The following is a 21,145-nucleotide window of genomic DNA, read 5'->3' as shown; positions in this document are numbered from 1 at the left end:
TACCAAATAAAAGCCGTACTTTTGCCTCCCCAAATTTCCGTATCTTCCCCCCAATACTGCCCTATGGCGATGAAATTGCACGAGTTCAAGTTCGAACTCCCCGAAGAATTGGTGGCGCTGCATCCGGCCCGCAACCGCGACGAAAGCCGCCTGATGGTGGTGCACCGCGCCACCGGCCAAATTGAGCACCGCTCTTTTAAAGATATTCTGGATTATTTCGTTGAGGGCGACGTGTTTGCGTTCAACGACACCAAGGTTTTTCCGGCCCGCCTCTACGGCAACAAGGAAAAGACCGGCGCTAAAATTGAAGTGTTTTTGCTGCGCGAGTTGAACAAGGAGCTGCGCCTTTGGGACGTGCTGGTGGACCCGGCCCGCAAAATCCGGGTGGGCAACAAGCTGTATTTCGGTGAGTCCGACATGGTGGCCGAGGTAATCGACAACACCACGTCGCGCGGCCGCACCATCAAGTTCCTGTTTGATGGCACCGACGAGGAGTTCCGCAAGGCGCTTTACGAGCTGGGCGAAACCCCCATTCCCAAGGAAGTTATCAACCGCGAAACCGAGCCCGCCGACAAAGAGCGGTACCAGACCATCTACGCCGAGAACATTGGCGCGGTGGCCGCTCCTTCGGCCGGCCTGCACTTCACCCGCGAGGTGATGAAGCGCATGGAGATAAAAGGCATCGAGCCGGCTTTCGTGACGCTGCACGTGGGCCTGGGCACATTCCGCACGGTGGATGTGGAAGACCTGACCAAGCACAAGATGGACTCCGAGAACTTCATGGTGACGGCGCCGGCCTGCGAAGTGGTGAACAAGGCCCTGGATACCAAGCGCCGGGTGTGCGCCGTGGGCACCACCACCGTCCGCGCTATGGAGGCTTCGGTGTCGGCCAATGCCCGCATGAAGCCCACCCAGGGCTGGATTGACCGGTTCATCTTCCCGCCCCACGATTTCAAAATCGCCAACGCGCTGCTCACCAACTTCCACATGCCGGAGAGCACGCTCATCATGCTGGCTGCTGCCTTCGCCGGCTACCCCCTGCTGATGGAGGCCTACAAAGAAGCCATCAAGGAGAAGTACCGGTTCTTCAGCTACGGCGATGCCATGCTGATTCTGTAGTTTAACTGCTAAACACCCGAAAGGCCCGGCTGCATGTGCAGCCGGGCCTTTTGCTTTGTCGGATATTTGCACTTCTTCCAACGTTCCTGTTCATGGCTTCGCCGCGCCCATCCATTCACTCCTCTGCCCAGTCCCTCGTCCACCGCTATGCCATTCTGGTGGCGGGCGGCAGCGGCAGCCGCATGGCTGCGACCGGCCCAAGCAGTTCCTGCTGCTGCGCGGCGAGCCGGTGCTGTTGCATACCCTGCGCCGCTTTGCAGAGGCGGCGCTCGCGGTAGAAAAAATAATTGTGGTGCTGCCAGCCAACCAGCTCGATACCTGGGAACAGCTGTGCCAGGTACATCAGGTGAGCATTGCGCACACGCTGGTGGCCGGCGGAGCCACGCGCTGGGCCTCGGTGAAAGCCGGCTTGGCCGCATTGAAAGAGCACCCCGAAGGCCTGGTGGCCGTGCACGACGGCGTGCGGCCGCTGGTGTCGCGCTTGGTGGTAGAACGCACCTACGCCGCCGCCGCTACCCACGCCGCCGCCGCCGCCGCCGTCATGCCCAAAGACTCGGTGCGGCTGGTATCACAACACGGCTCGGCGGCCCAGAACCGCAGCCGCCTGCGCCTAATGCAAACCCCGCAAACCTTTGAAATCGACCTGCTGCGCCGGGCTTATGCTATGCCCGAACTCGCGTCTTTCACCGACGACGCGACGGTGGTGGAAGACCTGTGCCGCGTGCAGCTGGTGGAAGGCGACTACCGCAACCTGAAAATCACCACTCCCGAAGATTTGGTGGTGGCAGAAGCGCTGCTGGGCCTGTAGCACATGCTTTAGCTTGTGCGTTATTTGCATTTCATCTTTCGCCCTGCACAAGCTACAGCATGTGCAACTCCCCTACGCAATGGAATACACCAGCCTGCTCTACGACGTGCGCCCCGACGGCGTGGCCACCATCACCCTGAACCGTCCCGACGTGTTCAACGCCTTCAACGACCCGCTGAGCTATGAGCTGCAGGATGCGCTGAAGCAGGTAGCGCGCGACGCGGCCGTGCGGGCCGTGGTGCTCACCGGGGCGGGCCGGGCCTTCTGCTCGGGCCAGGACTTGAAAGCCGCCCAGGGCGCTGAAAAACGCTCTTTCTACGACTCTCTGCACAAGCGCTACAATCCCATTATCCGGGCCATGCGCGCGTTGCCCAAGCCCATTATTGGTCGCCTGAATGGCGTGGCGGCGGGGGCAGGCTGCTCCCTGGCGCTCGCCTGCGACGCCCTGGTGGCCAGCACCGATGCTTCGCTGATTGAGGTTTTCATCAACATCGGGCTGGTGCCGGACTCGGGCTCGTCGTGGTTTTTGCCGAGGCTGGTGGGCACCCTCAAGGCATTTGAGCTGTGCAGCCTGGGCACCAAAGTACCGGCCGAGGAGGCCCTGCGCCTAGGGCTGGTCAACCAGGTAGTAGCCCCCGACCAACTGGACGAGGCCACCTACGCCCTGGCGGCCCGGTACGCCGCCGCGCCCACCAAGTCTATCGGCCTGCTCAAGCAGATGCTGAACAAAGCCGGCGCCGCTACCCTCGACGAGATGCTGGACTACGAAGCACATTGCCAGCAGATTGCCGGGGAGTCGGAGGACTATTTCGAGGGTGTAAAAGCCTTCAGTGAGAAGCGGAAGCCGACATTTAAGGGAATGTAAACCGCGGATTTACCGGATTTCGGGGACAGTCATCAACACATAGAAAGCACAGAAAAAGGCTTACCAAACGGCAAGCCTTTTTCTGTGCTTTCAACTACAAAATCCGTGAAATCCGTGCTAATCCGTGATTAGCGGAGCGTGATGGTTTTGGTGCGGCCATTGATGGTGACAGTGGCCGTGTTGTCGCAGGCCTGGCTGCCGCTGGGGTCGTAGTTCAGGAGCATGGCCTTGGAGCGGTCGTTGGTGATGCGCACGGTGCCGGCCACGTAGTATTTGTAGCAGTCGCCGCGCTTGATGAGAGGCGACTCGATGGTAGTGGTGTAGGTGGTGCCGCGGCGGTTGGTGCCGCTGGCCGCGCCCGTCACGCTGTACCCGTCATCGGCGGTGATGGCCGTGTTGAAGCCGGCGGTACGGGTAAACGTCCAGCTGGCGGTCCAGGAATGAGTGCCGCCGTTGTTGGCCCGCACAATGCTGGCACTGGGCACTTCCACGGTAAAGGAACTGAGGCTAAGGTCCGTGAAGATGCGCGTGGCGGTGTGCTGGTTGTCGTTGACGAAGTAGTTTTCGCGGGTGACGATGGCGCCGGCCCGGCGGGTAGGCGTGTCGGTGGTGAAGGCCACTACGATTTTGCCGCGGCGGTAGCGGCCATCCGGGCACAGGCAGTTCACCGAACCAAAGTCGATGGTGAGAACGCGCGTTTGGGCGTCGTAGGTACGGGTGGCGCAGGTGCCGTAGATGCGGCGCAGCTCAAGCGCACCGGCCACGGCGGGCGAATTGTTGAGGGCACCGTCCTGGGGCCGGGCCGCGGTCATGATGTCGGCGCTGAAGGCCGTTTCCAGGTTGTCCTCACTGCGGTCTTCGGCCGTGGTGACATCTTCGTTGGGCTGCACGTCGTTGCGCTGGCAGCCGGTGGTGAGGAGCACGCCGCTGGCCAGGCATGCCAATGCAAAAAAACGGAACGAAGAGGTGCGCATGGCAAAAGGATGAAAGTGGACGAGTAAACTGCGTTTGTGGCCCTTGGAAGCATGCGAACCAGACGGGTTTAATGGTCTCGGCAAAAAACTATCGGCGGCTTAAAAAAACCTGCCTCCGGGGCCCTCGTATAGCCGGTCAACTATATGCCAGCGGCATCTCACCAACCTTTTTCCAATGCTCCACCTCCCATTCGTTACGCTGCCTTCGCGGCAGTTGCTTTTTGCTTTGGCAGTGGCCTTGCCGCTGCTGGCGTCCTGCTCCTCGGGTGGGAGCGGCAATGATGCCACGGAAGCGGCAAATGCCCAAAACGACAGCAGAATAAGTGCGGAGGACGTGACGGCCAAGCAAGAGGCTGACGCCGAATTCCTGGTGAAAACCACCAGCAACGCCCTGCTGGAGGTAGAGCTGGGCAAGCTGGCGCAGGCGCGGGCCACCACCTCCGTTGTGCGCGCCTACGGGACCCGGCTCGTGCAGCAGCGTTTGGAGCTGCTAAGCGCCATACGGGCGCTGGCGGCGGCCAAAAACCTGGTGGTTCCTTCCGCCCTGGGCGGCGACGAGCAGGCTGCCTACCACGAGGTGAGCACCAAAGCCGGCAGTCAGATTGACAAGAGCGTGATGGAGTTGCTCCTAAAAGCCCAGAAGCAGGACGAGGACGCCATGGACGACATGAAGGACGATGCCTATGATGGCGACATTCGCGGCTTTGCGGCCAAGTACCAGTCGCCGGTGCAGGAGCAGCTGGCCGGCGCCGAGGAAGTAGCCGATACCATTGAGGACCTGCCGTAGAGAGGCCCGCTGGCGCTGCGCCGTTCAGCATTTTACCCGTTTGCGGGGCTTGTCAAAGAAATGGTCGACAGCATGATTGCCGACTGCGCACAAGGCCATCCCCCCGATGGTGCATAAGCCCCCGGGCAAGTAGTTTGCTTCGTGCAAGTGGGCTTTTGTGTGCTTTTATTGAGCTGCTGGCGGGCAGAAGTTAGCGAACCGGGGCCGCGGCCCACTGCAGCTGGTTCGAGTCGCAGCTCAGGCCGGTAATGTTCATGCGAAACGTGCCGGTAGCGGCGAATTTGCCCGTGAAATTGCCCCGCAACTCGAAGCGCCAGTTACTGCCGGTGGGCGGGTCGAGGGCCACGCCGCTCACTTTGCCTTTCACGATGGGGAACACGTCCCGGGGGCCCGTCACCCGGCGCTCCAGCCGGCCGCTACACCGCCAGTAGCCGTCAAACGTCAAGTCAGAAAGCAATTTGCCATCGGGCGAAACCAAAAAGCTGATTTTGTCGCCCTTCATGCCGTTGCCGATGGTGCCCGTCCAGCGGGTGCTTTTGGGTGGGGCCGTGGCAATGGCCACGGCGAGCAGGCCAGAGAAAAGTATCGACTTAATCATTCGCAGAAAAAGTAAAAGGGAGCGGCTAATCTACTGGTATTCTTCAGTTCTGCCAATAAAAAACACCGCTGAACACTCCCAGGCAGCGGGGTTTCCAGCGGTGTTGATTCAAAATCAGCTATTTGCTACTTCAATATTGTATCAGACTTTGTCCATCTTGACCTCGGCATACTTGCTAACCTTCAGTTCCTCGGCCAGAAAGCGCGCCGTGTGGCCTTTGTCGGACTTCGCTACCTGCTCGGGGGTGCCCTGGGCCACTATCATGCCTCCACCCGCGCCGCCTTCGGGGCCGATGTCGATGACGTAGTCGGCTACTTTAATCAGGTCGAGGTTGTGCTCGATGATGAGGACGGTGTTGCCCTTGTCGGCCAGCTTCTGAAGCACGTCGGCGAGGTGGTTGATGTCCTCGAAGTGCAGGCCGGTGGTGGGCTCATCAAGGATGTAAAAAGTTTTGCCGGTGTCCTTTTTGCTGAGCTCCGTGGCGAGCTTCACGCGCTGGGCCTCGCCGCCGCTCAGCGTGGTGGCCTGCTGGCCCAGCGTGAGGTAGCCGAGGCCTACATCATTCAGAGTCTTGATTTTACGCAGAATACGGGGCTGGTACTCGAAGAACTCCACGGCTTTCTCCACGGTCATGTCGAGAATGTCGGTTATGGACTTGCCCTTGAAGCGTACCTCCAGCGTTTCGCGGTTGTAGCGGCGGCCTTTGCAGGTTTCGCAGGGCACGTGCACGTCAGGCAGGAAGTTCATCTCGATGGTGCGAATACCCGCGCCCTCGCAGGTTTCGCAGCGTCCGCCCTTCACGTTGAAGGAAAAGCGGCCAGGGCCGTAGCCGCGGATTTTGGCCTCCGCCATCTCGCCAAACAGCTGCCGGATTTCGGTGAACACCCCCGTGTAGGTGGCCGGATTCGAGCGTGGCGTGCGGCCGATGGGCGACTGGTCTACTTCAATTACCTTGTCCACCAAATCCAGTCCTTCAATGCTGCTGTAGGCCAGCGGCTCGCGCTTGGCGTTGAAGAAATACTGGTTGAGAATGGGATACAGCGTATCGTGGATGAGCGTGCTTTTGCCCGAGCCCGATACACCGGTTACGGCCACCAGCTTGCCCAGCGGCACGCGCAGCGTCACGTTTTTTAGGTTATTGCCCTTCGCGCCCTTTAGCACTAGCTCCGCGCCTTCGCCCTTGCGCTTCTTCTTGCGCATTTCGATGTGCTTCTGCCCGCTGAGGTACTGCGAGGTGAGCGAGCCGGAATTTAGAATCTCCTGCGGCGTGCCGGAGGCCACAATCTGGCCCCCGTGAATGCCCGCGCCGGGGCCAATGTCCAGCACGTGGTCGGCGTGCAGAATCATGTCCTTGTCGTGCTCCACCACAATCACCGAATTGCCGATGTCGCGCAGGTGCTGCAGGGCCTTGATGAGCCGCTCGTTGTCGCGCTGGTGCAGGCCAATGCTGGGCTCGTCCATGATGTAGAGCACGCCCACGAGCTGGGTCCCAATCTGGGTGGCGAGGCGGATGCGCTGGCTTTCGCCGCCGCTGAGCGTGCGCACCGGGCGGTGCAGGTTCAGGTAGTCGAGGCCCACCTCCAGCAGGAAGCCGATGCGCTTGCGGATTTCCTTCAGCAGCTCACGAGCGATGACGTTCTGGCGGTCCGTCAGGCGGCTTTCCAGGCCTTCAAACCAGCTGGCCAGGTCGTTCAGGTCCATCACCGAGAGCTCGCCGATGTTCTTGCCGTCCATCTTAAAGTGCAGGCTTTCCTTTTTGAGGCGGTAGCCCTGGCACTCGGGGCAGGTCTGGGCCTGCGCGTACTGCGCAATCCACTCCCGAATGTTGTCCGACTCGGAGTCCATCTGCCGGCGCAGGAATGGGATAATGCCCTCGAACGCCTCGGTGTACTGGGATTTGCTGTCGTCGGCCTCGTCCTCCGTAATACCGTGGAGCAGGCGCTTGAGCACGTCCTCGGGCAGCTTTTCGAGCGGCGTGTTCAGCGTGGCTTTCTGCTTTTTGAGGATGAGCTGCAGCTGCTGGAAAATCCAGATGTCGCGGTACTCGCCCAGCGGCGCGATACCGCCCCGGCTGATGCTCAGCTTGCGGTCGGGCATCACGCTGTCCTCCGTAATTTCCTGCACTTCGCCCAAGCCGTTGCAGGTGGGGCAGGCGCCGTAGGGCGAGTTGAAGCTAAAGGTGTTGGGCGCCGGGTCGTCGTAGGCAATGCCGGTGGTGGGGTCCATCAGGAAGCGCGAGAAGAACTGCGGCTTACCTTTTTCGCCTTTCGCGTCGGGGTCGAGCACCAGCATGGTACCCTTGCCGTGCGTCAGGGCATTCTGCACTGAGCCCGAGAGACGGAACCGGTCCTCTTCCTTCACCAGCAGCCGGTCAATCACGATTTCGATGTCGTGAATCTTGTAGCGGTCCACCTGCATCTTGGGCGTGATGTCGAGGATTTCGCCATCTACCCGCACTTTGGTAAAGCCCAGCTTGGCAATCTTCTGGAAATCTTCGCGGTAATGGCCCTTGCGGCCCTTCACCACGGGCGCCAGCACCACCAGCTTCTTGCCATCAAAATAGCGCAGGATGTAGTTGATAATCTGGTCGTCGCTCTGCCGAATCATCTTCTTGCCCGTGGCGTAGCTGAAGGCCTCGGCCGTGCGGGCGTAGAGCAGGCGCAGGAAGTCGTAAATCTCGGTGATGGTGCCCACCGTGGAGCGCGGGTTGCGCGAAGTCGTCTTCTGCTCGATGCTGATAACCGGCGACAGGCCCTCAATCTTGTCCACGTCGGGCCGCTCCAGCCCGCCCATGAAGCTGCGGGCGTACGCCGAAAACGTCTCCATGTAGCGCCGCTGTCCCTCGGCATAAATGGTATCGAAGGCCAGGCTGCTCTTGCCCGAGCCCGAAATGCCGGTGAACACCACCAGCCGGTTGCGCGGAATCTTCACCGACACGTTTTTCAGGTTGTGCTCGCGGGCGCCGTACACCTCAATAAATGGGGCTTCGAGGTGCTGCGAGGCGGGGCTATGGCCGTTGAGCTGGCCGTGCGTGTGGGCCGTGGTGGGGCCGGCAGCGGGCAGCTCGGTCAGGTCGCGCACGGTGGCGGCGGTTTCAGCGGCCGGGGTGGCGGCCTTTTTGGCGGGTGCTTTTGGGGCCGCGGCTTTGGCTTTGGGGGCTTGGGCAACCGGGGTAGCAGTGGATTTTTTGGCCATTCAGAAACGCAGCGAATAAGTGCGCAAAGGTACGAAAAAGGGAGCCCGAAGGCTAATGGGAAAAGAATGTGGCGCCTTCGCAGTGGTCAATTGCGGCCGGCCCGTTGGTGCACAACAGGAATGCGCCATGGTTTGTGCCCACGTAACTAAATACGCCGCGCAAACCCTCATTCCAATGCTCGCATATCAGCCCCCAGCTTACTGGCACTGTCCTTGCCATGGGAGCAGCATTACCTCTGATTTTTTAACGTAAACTCTCATGAAAAACCTCCTCATTGCCCTGCGCCTTGCTTTTATAGCAGTAGTGGCACTGGCCGTGGCCCCGGCCGCGCACGCCCAGGTCAACATCAACGTTGGCCCACCAAGCTGGGGCCCGGCTGTGGCTTCGGGCCAGCAGTACTACTTCATTCCCGAAACCAACGGCTTCTACGACGTGCCGGCCCGCCAGTACGTGGTGCGGCGCGATGGCCGCTGGATTCGCACCAGCAACCTTTCGGGCTATAACACTGCCAATTTCCATCCGGTAATAGTCGATTACGTGGGGGCTCAGCCCTGGACGCGCTACGATGAATACCAAGGCAAATACGGCAAGAAGCGCAACCCCAGCAACGGTGGCTTGCCCCCCGGCCAAGCTAAGAAGGTGTACCGCCAGGGCTACTCCGATGGCCGGAACGACGTGCGCCGCCGTTACGACAACGGCCATGACCAAGACGACCACGGCAAGTACAAAGACCATGGCAAACACGATTACAAAGACCACGGCAAGTACAAAGGCAAGGGCAAGAAGGACAAAGATTAGTCCGGCCCGCACCAAACAGCAATAAAAAAGGCGGCCCCGTGTGGGGCCGCCTTTTTTATCGGGCTAAAACGCCGCGTTCTTGGGGTAGCGCGGAAAGGGAATCACGTCGCGGATGTTGCTCATGCCCGTCACGAACAGCACCAGGCGCTCGAAGCCCAGGCCGAAGCCGGCGTGCGGCGCGGTGCCGAAGCGGCGGGTGTCGAGGTACCAGTCCAGCTCATCGGTGGGCACGTGCATTTCGGCCATGCGGGTGGTGAGTTTCTCGTAGTCCTCCTCACGCTGCGAGCCGCCGATGATTTCGCCGATGCCCGGAAACAGCACGTCCATGGCGCGCACGGTGCGGCCGTCTTCGTCCAGCTTCATGTAGAAGGCCTTGATTTCCTTGGGGTAATTGGTGAGGATAACGGGTTTTTTGAAGTGTTTCTCCACCAAGTACCGCTCGTGCTCGCTCTGCAGGTCGGTGCCCCAGTCCACGGGGAATTCAAATTTCTGCTTGGCTGATTTCAGGATTTCCACGGCCTCGGTGTAGGTGAGACGCTGGAAGGCGTTATCCACCACGAAGTGCAGGCGACCCAGCAATTCCTTGTCGTACTGCTCGTTGAGGAAGGCCAGGTCGTCGGCGCAGTGCTCCAGGGCGTACTTCACTAGGCTTTGGAGGAAATCCTCGGCCAGGTCCATGTTTTCTTCGAGCTCGTTGAAGGCCACTTCGGGCTCAATCATCCAGAACTCGGCCAAGTGACGGGCGGTGTTGGAGTTCTCGGCCCGGAACGTAGGGCCGAAGGTGTAAATGCTGCCCAGCGCCATGGCCGCCAGCTCGCCTTCGAGCTGGCCCGACACGGTGAGGTTGGTTTGCTTGCCGAAAAAGTCCTCCGAGTAGTCCACCGAGCCGTCGGCGGTGCGGGGCGGGTGCTCGGGCGGCAGGGTGGTCACGCGGAACATCTGGCCCGCGCCCTCGGCGTCGGAACCGGTAATGATGGGCGTGTGGACGTAGAAAAAGCCGTTTCTGTTAAAATAGTCGTGGATGGCGAAGGCCAGCGCATGGCGCACGCGCAGCACCGCCCCAAACGTGTTGGTGCGGGGGCGCAGGTGGGCGATTTCGCGCAGGTGTTCCAGCGAGGTGGCCTTCTTTTGCAGCGGGTAGGCTTCGGGGTCCGATTTGCCCAGCACCGTAATTTCAGCGGCCTGAATTTCCACGGTCTGGCCCTTGCCCTGCGAGGCCACCAGCTTGCCCCGAATGGCCACGCAGCAGCCGGTGGTGACGTCTTTCAGGTCCTCCTCGGGGAATTTTTCGGCATCGGCCACCACCTGAATGTTGTGGAGAATGGAGCCGTCGTTCACGGCAATGAACTGCACGTATTTGTTGCCGCGGCGGGTGCGAACCCAACCTTTGACGAGGACTTCGCGGTCGAGCTCCTGGCTGGCCAGAAGTTCTTTGACGGTGGACCGTTTGAGGGACATAACTTGCGGGGGAGCGGGTGAATCAGCAAAGGTAGGGTGTAGTACTCTTCACTCGTTCATCAGCAGTTTTTAAGCACTTACCGCCGCTCACCACCCAGCCAGCCGGCCTAATCATCACCGTGAAAGGAGCCGCGACGACGAAAAAAAGGGAATGACGGCGAGTAGCTTTGCTACCCAAATTACAATTTTTCCTCGCCCGTTATCTCATGAAAAATATCCTGTTCGCTTTGCTGACAGCGGCGCTGACTTCCAGCTTCGGGGCGCAAGCCCAGGACTTACCGGCGAAAAGCCCACCTTACCCATCCTACCGCGTTGCGCTGGGCATTCTGGGCAACCCCAAAGCCATTGGAGTACAGGCGGAAGTTCGGTTTTTGAAGGATTTCGGCGCCCGGTTGGCTGGCGTGCAGCAGTTCGATTACCAGCGCGCAAACGAGTACGGCGGAGGTGGCGTAGCACTGCTCACCTACTACCTGCCGCTGAAGAACAAGCTAATCGAGGCGGGTGTCGGCCTCGGGGCCGTGTATTCTCTCTACCATTGGGACGTGGGGTATGATAAGGGAAACCTGCAGGATGTGAACCTGGGCGGTGGCATGGGCGTAAATCTGCGCTTCAGCCCAAATTTCCGGTTAGGCATCAACACGCTGGTGGCCAATGGCTTTGAGGCTGGCTACGCGGAGGGCAGCATGCGGGCCGTGCGCCGCAAGTTGCTGCTGATGCCAGCGCTGACGTTTGATGTGCTGTTGTAGCCTTGCCAAAACTTGACAGCGGCAGGGTTCAGCCGTGCCAGTTCGCCAACGCCAGAAAGTCGCATTGTGAAAATCAATCTTACACGAGGCAAACCCGCTCTCAACTTTTCCGACCAAATTTTAGTAAAAACGACCACCGGCCCGCGCTTTCCGTATTTTCGTGTCTATGCAACGCCTCGACCTCAAACAGCTACTTTCTCAAAAGCTTAGCCCGCAGCAAATTCAGTTTATTAAGCTGCTGCAGATTCCTACGGCCGAGCTGGATACCCGCATCAAAGAGGAGATGGAGGTGAACCCGGCGTTGGAAGAAGACGAAGCCGACGAGCCCGAAGAAATGGAGCGCGACGAGGACAGCGACGATTCGGACGACCCGGACGCCGGCCTCGATAACGACGAGAACACGCTGGACGAGGATTTTGACGACCGGGGCGGCGACCAGGAAATGGCCGACGAGATGCCCGAGCCCGACCTGATGCCCAAAGACGAAGGCCCGGTCGACAGCGAAGCTGCCCCCGACAACACCGACCTCGACCTGAGCGACTACCTCAACGACGACGAGATAGCCGGCTACAAAATGCAGGGCGACGGCCCCGGCGAGGAAGAAGAGCGCGACACCCCGCTGGCCGACACCAGCGGCTCGCTCATGGACTCGCTCATGGACCAGCTGCACTTCGCCAGCCTCGACGAGCGCCAGGAGGCCATCGGCCAGCAGCTCATTGGCTCCATTGACGGCGACGGCTACATCCGGCGCGACCTGTCGGCCATCGCCAACGACCTAGCCTTTTCGCAGAACCTGGAAGTGACCGTGGCCGAGATTGAGGCCGTGTTGCGCGTGGTACAGGGCTTCGACCCGCCCGGCATTGCCGCGCGCGACCTGCCCGAGTGCCTGCTGCTGCAGCTGGAGCGCCGCCCGCAGGACGAGAACACCGTGAACGCCGAGCGCATCCTGACCGACACGTTTGAGGAGTTCAGCAAGAAGCACTACCCGCGCATTCAGCAGAAGCTGGATTTGGAAGACGACGAGCTGAAAGAGGCCATCAACGTGATTCTGAAGCTGAACCCCAAGCCCGGCGGCAGCGGCCCCAGCGGCCTGGGCAAGACGCAGTACCTGATGCCGGACTTCATTCTGACGAACGACAACGGCGTATTTAATCTGACTCTGAACGCCCGCAACGCCCCCGAGCTGCGCGTGAGCCCGGCCTACACCGAGATGTTCCGGACCTACGACAAGGCCGCCAAGAAGGACCAGAAGATGAAGGAGGCCGTGACCTTCGTGAAGCAGAAACTGGACTCGGCCAAGTGGTTTATCGACGCCATTCGGCAGCGACAGAACACGCTGCTGCGCACCATGAACGCCATTGTGGAGCTGCAGCGCGAGTTCTTTGTGGAAGGCGATGAGAGCAAGCTCCGGCCCATGATTCTGAAGGACATTGCCCAGCTGATTAGCATGGACATTTCGACGGTGAGCCGCGTGGCGAACTCGAAATCCATCCAAACGGAATTCGGCATTTATCCGCTCAAGTACTTCTTCTCCGAGGGCATTGCCACCGACTCGGGCGAGGACGCCAGCAGCCGCGAGGTGAAGAGTATTCTGAAAGACCTTATCGGCAACGAAAGCAAGGAACGGCCGCTGAGCGACGACAAGCTGGAAAAAATGCTCAACGCCCGCGGCTACAACATTGCCCGCCGCACGGTGGCCAAGTACCGCGAGCAGCTCAATATTCCGGTGGCCCGGCTGCGCAAGGAGCTGTAAAACCGGATTCAGGCGGTGTTCTTCCGCCGCGTTGGTGTTTTTTATCAGTACCGCTGAAGCGCTTTGGGACTGCTCCACACGGAGGCTACTAATTCTTTGGTGCCAAAAGCAACTAAAAGCCCCCTTTCTGGCCGAAGGAGGGCTTTTGGCTTTTCCACCTACCAGGAGCGGCGGCGGCTGGCCAAGAAGTCCGCTCTATAACAGCGTCTTTGCGGTCGGGGAACGAAGTCTTGCTTGCTTCGCTCCCTTTTTGGGAAGAAAACTCTATCCTCTGCTCTTTGTCGAACATCTTTGTAGTGCTATGACTGCCGACGCCCTACCCACCGACCCAACGGAGCTGCGTGAACTTCTTTTGGCTGAGCGCGCCCGCCGCGAACAGGCCGAAGCCGAAACAGCGCGTTTGCAGGTGTTGAGCCGCATCCCGCTCTTCAATCCCAACCCGGTGCTACGGGTGAGTATGGTGGGAGAGCTGCTTTTTGCCAACGCGGCAGCTAGTGTGCTGGCCCACGAGCTGGAAACCACCGGACCGTCGCGCGCGCGGCCGCTGCTGGTGAAGGCGGTTGCCCAAGCCCTGCGGGCTGGCGAGGTTACCTATAGCCAAATAGTGGCCGGTGGCATACACTACCATCTTTGCACAGTGCCGATGGTAGAGGACGACTACGCCGTGCTCTACCTCACGGATGTGACCTCCCTGTGGCAAGCCGAGCAGGAGGCGCAGGAAATGCGTGAGTTCTACGAAACCATTCTGAACCACTTGCCAGCCGTGGCAACAGTGCTCGACCCCGACCAGCGCTACCTCTACATCAACCCCTATGCCGACGACAGCCCCACGGAACGACAGACGCGCATCGGGACCACCTTCGCCGAGCGCTGCGAGGCCAAAAAACTACCCCCGGCGCTGGCGGTACGCCGGCGGCGCTTGTTTGACCGCGCGGTGAGCACCCGGGCGGTAGTGAGCTGGGAAGAGCAGTGGCCGGGGGCCAACGGTGAAGTCTCCAACTACTGGCAGTGCTACTACCAGCCCGTATTTGGGGCCGATGGGGTGCTGCGCAAGGTGATGTGCTACGGCCACGACATCACCAACCGGCGCCAGGCCGAGGACCGCGCCCGCCAGAGCGAATCGGAAGTAAAAGCCCAGCAAGTCTTCACCAACCTAGTTCTCGACCTCAACCCCAACCTTATTTGGGTGCGCGATGCCGAAGGGCACACCGTATTTGAAAACGCGGAAATGAAAGCCCTGCGCCACCACGTCAGCACGGTGGCCAACACCGCGACGATGGAGGCGGCCATTGACAAGGAGGAGCTCAAAATCTCGGTCCAGGCCGACCAGCAAGTGCTGGAAAGCGGCCAGCCGCTCACCATTCAAATTTCCGTCATGTTGCCCAATGGCGAGGAGCGCTGGTACCAGACCGTGCGCTGCCCGCTGGTGATGGCCGACGGCAACGCCCAGGTGCTGGGCGTGAGCACCGACATAACCGCCCTCAAGCGCGCCCAGCACGCGGCGGAAGCAGCAGCTACTGCCCGCGAGAACTTCCTGGCCAACATGAGCCACGAAATCCGCACGCCCCTCAACGGCGTGCTGGGCATGACCAACCTGCTGGCCAAAACCAACCTCAACGAGCAGCAGCGCAACTATACTGCCGTCATTCAGCACTCGGGGCGCCACTTGCTGAGCGTGGTGAACGACGTGCTGGACATGGCCAAAATCACTTCTGGCAACTTGGAACTGGACAAGTCGGTTTTCAACCTCTGCGACTCCATGGGCCAGGCCGCTGAGCCCCTTGTGGTGCAGGCCCGGGAAAAAGGCATTCGGGTGGTGGGCACGCTGCTGCGCGACTCCTGCCCCTTGCCCTGGGTAGTGGGCGACTCCTACCGGCTCAACCAGATTTTGCTCAATCTGCTCTCGAATGCCATCAAGTTTACGCCAGCGGGCGGCACGGTGGCCGTGGGCGGCTACTTTGTGAGCGAAACCGAGAACACCCTCACCACTGAGTTTCGGGTGACGGACACGGGCATCGGCATCGCGCCGGACAAGCTGGAAAGTATCTTCCAGGAGTTTACCCAGGCCTATGCCGATACTACCCGGCAGTTTGGCGGCACGGGCCTGGGCCTGAGCATCAGCCAGGCGCTGGTGGCCCAGATGGGCGGCCGGCTCTCGGTGCAAAGCCAGCCCGGCCAGGGCAGCTCGTTTTCCTTCGTCACCACCCTGCCCAAAGCCAGCCTGGAAGCGCGCCAACAGGCAATGGCGCCCGTGACGCCGGTGCAGGAAGCGGCGGTGCGCGGCTGCCGGGTGCTGCTGGTTGAGGACAACCCCGTGAACCGCGAAGTAGCCCAGCTGCTGCTCGAAAGCCACGGCGTGGTGGTAGACGAGGCCGCCAGTGGCCTCGAAGCCCTGGAACTGTTCGAAGAGTACCGCTACCATGCCGTGCTGATGGACATCCAAATGCCCGGCATGAACGGCCTGGAAGCCACCGCACGCATTCGGGCCCACGTCGACCCGCTCCGGGCGGCCACGCCCATTCTGGCCCTCACGGCCAATGCCTTCCGGGCCGATGCCGAGAAATACGCCGCCGCGGGCATGAACGACACCCTGCCCAAGCCCTTCGACGAAAGTGAGTTACTGAGTAAACTGACATCCCTGATTGCCGGCATCGATGTGCCCCGCGTGGCAACCGCCGCGCCCGAGACAGCAGCAACGGCTGACGCCGCTGCTCCCGAAGCGGCCGCACCACCCGCAGCCGCCAGCCACGAGGCGCCGGCAGCTACTTCAATGGAACCCTCGCCGCTCTACGACCTGGCCCTGCTGCACCAAACAGCCCATGGCAAGACCGCCTTTATGAATCGGATTCTGGCCTCCTTCCACACCAATACCCCGGCCAGCATCAGCGACCTGCGCGCTGCCCTGGTGGGGGCCGACTGGACCAACGCCGCCGCAGTAGCGCACAAGCTGCGGCCATCATTGCGTCTGCTGGGCGCGGCTGGCTTGGTGCCTTTCCTTGAGCATTTAGAATCCCAGACCTCGAACGAAACCGAACGGAAAGCAGCTACCTCCGAATTGCTGACCGGCCTGGAAGACCTGCTGGCCGTGCTGCCAAGGGAAATTTCGGCCCCGTAACGGCCCTCAAGCACAAAAAAAGCCCTTGCGAGCGCGGCCCTACCGAGGTGGTCGCGTCCGCAAGGGCTTTTTGCGCTAAAGGTGCTCAGTCCGCCAGGCCCGCGCCGCAAGCGGAAGCCAGGTAATGGTACCTGCCAGCCCATACGCCGGGCTTACGCCCCCCCTGTTACCAGCAAAATTTGGTCCTTGTTCTGTGCCGCTGCCAAACAAAACAAGGGACCGGACTGCTGCCCAAACACCCCAACACCCATTGCCTTGTCGCGGGCAATGGCTTCAAAAACTTTAACTTTGCGGGGGCTCAACGAAAAAGCTCGGCACGGCCCGGAGTAGGTCGGGAAATACTTTTTCATTAGGTTAGCTGTGTGTGATGCCGTTTGGGCCTCTACCCTGCTTACGCCAAGGCTCACTCGTGCCTGTGATAGTTTACGTTTTCTACTATTGGTTCTATGATTAATTCTTTTGCATCCCGCCTGTTGGCTATTGGGCCGGTGGTTATACTCCTGCTGCTGGCAGCTCCTGCGGCTCATGCCCAGCGGGTTCTCTGGGCTGCTCGGCTGGTTGCTGTGTCTTCGCAAAAAGCCGACGGCAAAGACCCGTTTGCTCCTTCGCAGGTGCTGAGCACGCCCAACGCCCTGCCACTGGGCCAAATCAGCAACGATGCTTGGATTCCGCGCAAGGAGGGGCCCAACGAGTTTATCGAAGTACGCTTTGCTCGTTCCATCGCCGCGCAGCAGGTCACGATTGTTGAGAACTTCAACCCCGGCTCGGTGACCAAAGTGGAGCTGATAGATACCAAGGGCGGACGCCACGAGGTGTACACCAACGAAAAGCCCGGCCCGCTTCCCGAAGCCTTCCGCACACTTGAAATCCGCTTTCCGGTGGCCGAGTACCGCACCCTGGGCGTGAAAGTGTACATGAACACGGCCAAGGTGGAAGGGGTGAACCAGATTGATGCCATTGGCATTTCCGACGTGGCCGCTACCATGGTGAAGCAGGAGTTTGACGCGCCCAAAGGCCCCGATGCGGTCCTGTCCACGCAGTTCGACTCGACGCTGGTGAACCTGGGCCCGAATGTGAACACCCGCTACGTGGACACGCACCCCGTCATCTCGCCCGACGGCCGCACGCTGTACTTTGCCCGCGAAAGCAACCCGCTCAACGTGGGCGGCAGCCGCGACCCGCAGGACGTTTTTGCTTCGTCGCTCATCAGTGGTAAAAACAAAACCTGGGGACCCGCCAAAAACCTGGGCGGCCCCGTGAATACCCCCGACGACCCCAACGGCATTGCCTCCGTGTCGGCTAATGGCCAGAGCGCTATCCTCATCAATATCTACAACCGCGACGGCACCATTGACCCGCTGGGCTGCAGCCTCACCAAACGCACCCGCATGGGCTGGACAACGCCCGTGCCGCAGGTTATCAAGGACTTCGTGAACCTAGACAAGGAGCACGTCGACTTCTTCCTGGCTACTTCCGGCAAGGCCCTGCTCATGGCCGTGGAACGCCCGGAAGGCAAGGGCGGGCAGGACCTGTTCGTGAGCTTCCCCGTGCCGGATTCGCCTAATACCTGGACCAAGCCCAAGAACCTGGGAACCAACGTTAACACCGACAAGTCAGACTTCGCGCCCTTTCTGGCGGCTGATGAAAAGACGCTGTACTTTGCCAGCGAAGGCCGCGGCGGCTACGGCAAGTCGGATATTTTTTACAGCAAGCGCCTCGACGATACCTGGACCAACTGGACCACGCCCCGCAACCTGGGCCCGGTGGTGAACTCGCCCGATTTCGACGCTTATTACACCATTTCGGCTGCGGGCCAGGATGCCTACCTCGTGTCGTCGCGCAACGGCACGGGCGGGTCGAAAGACATTTTCCGCATCTCGCTGGCTCCCGCGTTCCAGCCCGAAGTAGTGACGCTGGTAACCGGCCGCGTGCTCGACGTGAACACCAAAAAGCCCATTCGTGCCATTATTCACTACGAAAACCTGCTGACGGGCGAGGAAATCGGCGTGACGGAAACCGACCCCGTGGATGGCTCCTATACCATTGTGCTGCCCAGCGGCGTGCAATACGGCATGCGCGCCGAAGCCAAAGGCTACATTGCCGAGAACACCAACCTCGACGTAACGGTCAAGGATAAGTACTCTGAGCAGAAAGAAGACCTGTTCCTGGTGCCCTTCAACGTGGGCCAGACGGTGAAGCTGAACAACATCTTCTTCCAGCAGAGCAAGTACTACCTCAACACTACTTCCTATCCGGAGCTGGCCCGCCTCATCCGCATCATGAAAGAGTATCCATCGGTAGAAATTAAGATTTCGGGCCACACCGACAACCAGGGCGACCCCGCCCTCAACCTGAAGCTGAGCCAGGACCGGGTGAACGAGGTAAAAAAATACCTCAGCAGCCACGGCGTCAACGGCGGCCGCATCACCACCGAGGGCTTTGGCGGCAGCAAGCCCATTGCCAGCAACGACCAGGAAGACACCCGCTCCAAGAACCGGCGCGTGGAGTTCACCATCACCAAGAAGTAACCGTAAGGCCAGCAACCTCACCCCCGGCCCCTCTCCAAAAAAGAGGGGAGCCATTTCCGAAGAGAGGCGTCATACTCCCCTCTTTTTTGGAGAGGGGGCCGGGGGTGAGGTTAAAACAAAAAAGCCCTTTGCTTGCAGCAAGGGGCTTTTTTTATTGTATTCCGGCTTCCTCTTTTCGCGTCAACCGGCGTCACGAAACTATAATCAGGGAGTAAGGTTGCTGCCGCCGGGCTTCACATTACCGCCGCCGCCGGGGTTGGCGATTGAGTCGCGCATTTCGGTGTCAGCCTGCACGTTGCGCATTTTGTAGTAATCCATCACGCCCAGGTTGCCGCTGCGGAAGGCTTCGGCAATGGCTTTGGGGATTTCGGCTTCGGCTTCCACCACGCGGGCTTTGGCGTCCTGGGTTTTGGCGCGGTTTTCCTGCTCTACGGCCACGGCCATGGCGCGGCGCTCTTCGGCGCGGGCCTCGGCCACGCGCAGGTCGGCAGCGGCCTGGTCGATTTGCAGCTTGGCGCCAATGTTCTCTCCGATGTCGACGTCGGCGATGTCAATGGACAGGATTTCGAAGGCGGTGCCCGCGTCCAGCCCTTTCGAGAGCACCAGCTTGGAAATCTTATCGGGGTTTTCCAGTACTTCTTTGTGCGATTTCGACGAGCCGATGGTGCTCACGATGCCCTCGCCTACCCGCGCCAGAATGGTTTCTTCGCCGGCGCCGCCCACCAGCTGGGCAATGTTGGCCCGCACCGTGACGCGGGCAATAACGATGAGCTGAATGCCATCCTGCGACACAGCCGCCACGTTGGGCGTGTTAATCACCTTGGGGTTTACGCTGGTAGTCACGGCTTCAAACACGTTCCGGCCGGCCAGGTCGATGGCCGTGGCCTGCTTGAAGGTGAGCGGAATGTTGGCCTTATCGGCCGAAATCAACGCTTTGATAACGTTGGGTACGTTGCCCCCAGCCAGAAAGTGGGTTTCCAAATCGTTGGCCGTGAGCTGCAGGCCGGCTTTGGTCGACGTAATCATCGAGTTGACGATGAGGGACGGCGGCACTTTCCGAACCCGCATGAAGGCCAGCTGAAACAGGCTGACGCGCACCCCCGAAAAGATAGCCGTGACCCACAGGCTAATCGGGAAAAAGTACAGAAAGACCAGCAGCACAACGGCTGCTATTATCAAGGGAGCAAAGGGGAAATTCATGGCGTAAAGTAACAGGTAATTTAACGCCGCCTTATGCGGCCGCTACTATTATGCGGTTTTGCTCGATGCTGAGCACGCGCACGTCGCTGCCCGAGGCTACAAATTCGCCCCGCGTTACCACTTCCCGGCGCTCGTCGCCAAACAGCGCCGTGCCCGCCGGCCGCAGCGCCGACAGCGTGCGGCCCACCGTGCCCAAGGCCACATCGGCCCGGCGCACGTCGCGCACCGTGGCGTTGTTCACGGTATTTAGGGCCACTTTGGCCAGGTTTTTCGGTCGAAGCCCCACGTACACTATCAAGCTGGCCAGCACGGCCACGGTCAGCAGGGCGTAGTGCCCCACCTCGTTCCCAAGGTCGCGGTAGCCCATCCACACGCCCACCACCAGCAGCGCAAAGCCGACAAAACCCACGATGGTGGTACCGGGAATAAAAATAACTTCGACCGCTATGAAGAGCAGGCCGAACAGCAAGAGCAGTGCAATAGTGAGCCAGGGCATGGAGCAGGAGGAGTAAGTGACCCCTAAAGATACATCGCAGCAAGGCCAGGCGGAATATCCGCCTGGCCTTGCCATAAAAGTTCAACGGTGGGCTAGCGCGCGGCCATGGTGCTGCCTTCCATAAAGGCAGTCAACCGACCCTCGGAGCTTTCCAGCCCCACAATGTCGAGCAGGTCCTGGTAGTGCTCGGCTACCTGGGCGCGGTCATCGGTATGGGGAACCAGGGGCGCAAGGCGGGCCAGCCCGGCGTCCAGGCTTTGCAGGTACGCGTCTTTGGTGGGCTTGCCGGCCGTGATGGCCAGAAATTCCCTGGTCGACTGCACCAGAATCTGGTTGAGTACTGGCCGGGTCTCAGCCGGCAGCGTGCTGGCGCGCTTGCCAGCTTCCACTGCGGTCCGGGTTTGTTTCAGCAGCTTTTCCAGTTTGGCAGTTGCCTTTTCGGGAACGGCTAGGGCAGTGGTTTGAGCCTGGCCGGCCAGGGCGCACAGGGTAAAAAAACCTAGTAAGAATAGACGCATAACAGTGAGTTGAAAGGTGTGGTTGGGAGGAAATACAATTTTTTGCTGGTTAAAGATAATGAACAGACATCAGACTGTTGCGGTATTGAAGCTGTTTAGAAAGTCGGTTTTGGGTTGATTTTTCGCAAAAAGAGGACGACAAAGGCCAGCCAGTGCCAGGCCAGCCAGTTGCCGACGCTGGTTTCG

Annotated in this window: 17 protein-coding genes; 9 read left to right on the top strand and 8 right to left on the bottom strand. The window is 60.3% G+C overall.

The features are described 5' to 3' along the window. Positions 1–69 precede the first annotated feature (69 nt). The 3 genes from queA (at position 70) to BEN47_RS16410 (ending at position 2,792) form a co-directional block, all read left to right on the top strand. Positions 70–1,119 carry a tRNA preQ1(34) S-adenosylmethionine ribosyltransferase-isomerase QueA gene (gene queA, locus BEN47_RS16420; protein WP_070729798.1) on the top strand — a complete coding sequence of 350 codons (1,050 nt, stop codon included), beginning with the start codon at positions 70–72 and terminating at the stop codon, positions 1,117–1,119. Between the two features lie 229 nt (positions 1,120–1,348). Next, entirely contained in the window at positions 1,349–1,927 is a 579-nt protein-coding gene (locus BEN47_RS16415) for an IspD/TarI family cytidylyltransferase (protein WP_317039528.1), read from the top strand. A gap of 79 nt (positions 1,928–2,006) precedes the next feature. After that, positions 2,007–2,792, top strand: a complete 786-nt coding sequence (locus tag BEN47_RS16410; RefSeq protein WP_070729796.1) for an enoyl-CoA hydratase-related protein — start codon at positions 2,007–2,009, stop codon at positions 2,790–2,792. Positions 2,793–2,920: 128 nt separating this feature from the next. On the opposite strand, the gene BEN47_RS16405 is transcribed toward BEN47_RS16410, so the two are convergent. Next, positions 2,921–3,766, bottom strand: a complete 846-nt coding sequence (locus BEN47_RS16405) for a hypothetical protein (RefSeq protein ID WP_070729795.1) — start codon at positions 3,764–3,766, stop codon at positions 2,921–2,923. Between the two features lie 175 nt (positions 3,767–3,941). Here BEN47_RS16405 and BEN47_RS16400 point away from each other — a divergent pair, with 175 nt between their 5' ends. Then, positions 3,942–4,553, top strand: coding sequence for a DUF4142 domain-containing protein (locus BEN47_RS16400; protein ID WP_070729793.1), 612 nt, complete (start codon positions 3,942–3,944; stop codon positions 4,551–4,553). Between the two features lie 190 nt (positions 4,554–4,743). Here BEN47_RS16400 and BEN47_RS16395 read toward each other — a convergent pair whose 3' ends face one another. Together BEN47_RS16395 and uvrA are read right to left on the bottom strand one after the other, a co-directional pair. Beyond that, a complete protein-coding gene (locus tag BEN47_RS16395) occupies positions 4,744–5,151 on the bottom strand; it encodes a hypothetical protein (RefSeq protein WP_070729790.1) in 408 nt (135 codons plus the stop codon). Between the two features lie 141 nt (positions 5,152–5,292). Next, positions 5,293–8,346, bottom strand: a complete 3,054-nt coding sequence (gene uvrA / locus BEN47_RS16390; protein ID WP_239691643.1) for an excinuclease ABC subunit UvrA — start codon at positions 8,344–8,346, stop codon at positions 5,293–5,295. A gap of 259 nt (positions 8,347–8,605) precedes the next feature. On the opposite strand from uvrA, the gene BEN47_RS16385 reads away from it, so the two are divergent. After that, positions 8,606–9,145, top strand: coding sequence for a hypothetical protein (locus tag BEN47_RS16385; RefSeq protein WP_070729788.1), 540 nt, complete (start codon positions 8,606–8,608; stop codon positions 9,143–9,145). 63 nt (positions 9,146–9,208) lie between these two features. On the opposite strand, the gene asnS is transcribed toward BEN47_RS16385, so the two are convergent. Further along, complete coding sequence (gene asnS, locus BEN47_RS16380) at positions 9,209–10,603, bottom strand: asparagine--tRNA ligase (protein WP_070729786.1); 1,395 nt, start codon at positions 10,601–10,603, stop codon at positions 9,209–9,211. 206 nt (positions 10,604–10,809) lie between these two features. On the opposite strand from asnS, the gene BEN47_RS16375 reads away from it, so the two are divergent. The 3 genes from BEN47_RS16375 (at position 10,810) to BEN47_RS16365 (ending at position 16,217) form a co-directional block, all read left to right on the top strand. Further along, positions 10,810–11,349, top strand: coding sequence for a hypothetical protein (locus BEN47_RS16375; protein WP_070729784.1), 540 nt, complete (start codon positions 10,810–10,812; stop codon positions 11,347–11,349). A gap of 166 nt (positions 11,350–11,515) precedes the next feature. Beyond that, entirely contained in the window at positions 11,516–13,102 is a 1,587-nt protein-coding gene (gene rpoN, locus BEN47_RS16370; RefSeq protein ID WP_070729781.1) for an RNA polymerase factor sigma-54, read from the top strand. Between the two features lie 301 nt (positions 13,103–13,403). Next, entirely contained in the window at positions 13,404–16,217 is a 2,814-nt protein-coding gene (locus tag BEN47_RS16365; RefSeq protein WP_070729780.1) for a response regulator, read from the top strand. 152 nt (positions 16,218–16,369) lie between these two features. Here the strand turns inward: BEN47_RS16365 and BEN47_RS21085 are convergent, their stop codons facing one another. Continuing rightward, a complete protein-coding gene (locus BEN47_RS21085; protein WP_125921731.1) occupies positions 16,370–16,567 on the bottom strand; it encodes a hypothetical protein in 198 nt (65 codons plus the stop codon). Positions 16,568–16,663: 96 nt separating this feature from the next. Here BEN47_RS21085 and BEN47_RS16360 point away from each other — a divergent pair, with 96 nt between their 5' ends. Next, positions 16,664–18,745, top strand: a complete 2,082-nt coding sequence (locus BEN47_RS16360) for an OmpA family protein (protein ID WP_083322505.1) — start codon at positions 16,664–16,666, stop codon at positions 18,743–18,745. A gap of 204 nt (positions 18,746–18,949) precedes the next feature. Here BEN47_RS16360 and floA read toward each other — a convergent pair whose 3' ends face one another. The 3 genes from floA to BEN47_RS16345 all read right to left on the bottom strand — a co-directional run bounded on the left by floA (position 18,950) and on the right by BEN47_RS16345 (position 20,959). Further along, a complete protein-coding gene (gene floA / locus BEN47_RS16355; protein WP_070729778.1) occupies positions 18,950–19,945 on the bottom strand; it encodes a flotillin-like protein FloA in 996 nt (331 codons plus the stop codon). A 31-nt stretch (positions 19,946–19,976) separates the two neighbouring features. Beyond that, positions 19,977–20,441: an NfeD family protein gene (locus BEN47_RS16350; RefSeq protein ID WP_070729775.1), complete on the bottom strand. Its 465-nt coding sequence runs from the start codon at positions 20,439–20,441 to the stop codon at positions 19,977–19,979. A 92-nt stretch (positions 20,442–20,533) separates the two neighbouring features. Then, on the bottom strand, positions 20,534–20,959 hold the full coding sequence (locus BEN47_RS16345; protein ID WP_070729773.1) for a DUF4844 domain-containing protein: 426 nt from the start codon (positions 20,957–20,959) through the stop codon (positions 20,534–20,536). Positions 20,960–21,145 lie beyond the last annotated feature (186 nt).

Origin of the sequence: Hymenobacter lapidarius (assembly GCF_001816145.1) — a bacterium.
GTDB lineage: Bacteria > Bacteroidota > Bacteroidia > Cytophagales > Hymenobacteraceae > Hymenobacter > Hymenobacter lapidarius.
This window is presented reverse-complemented; position numbering and strand designations above follow the sequence as displayed.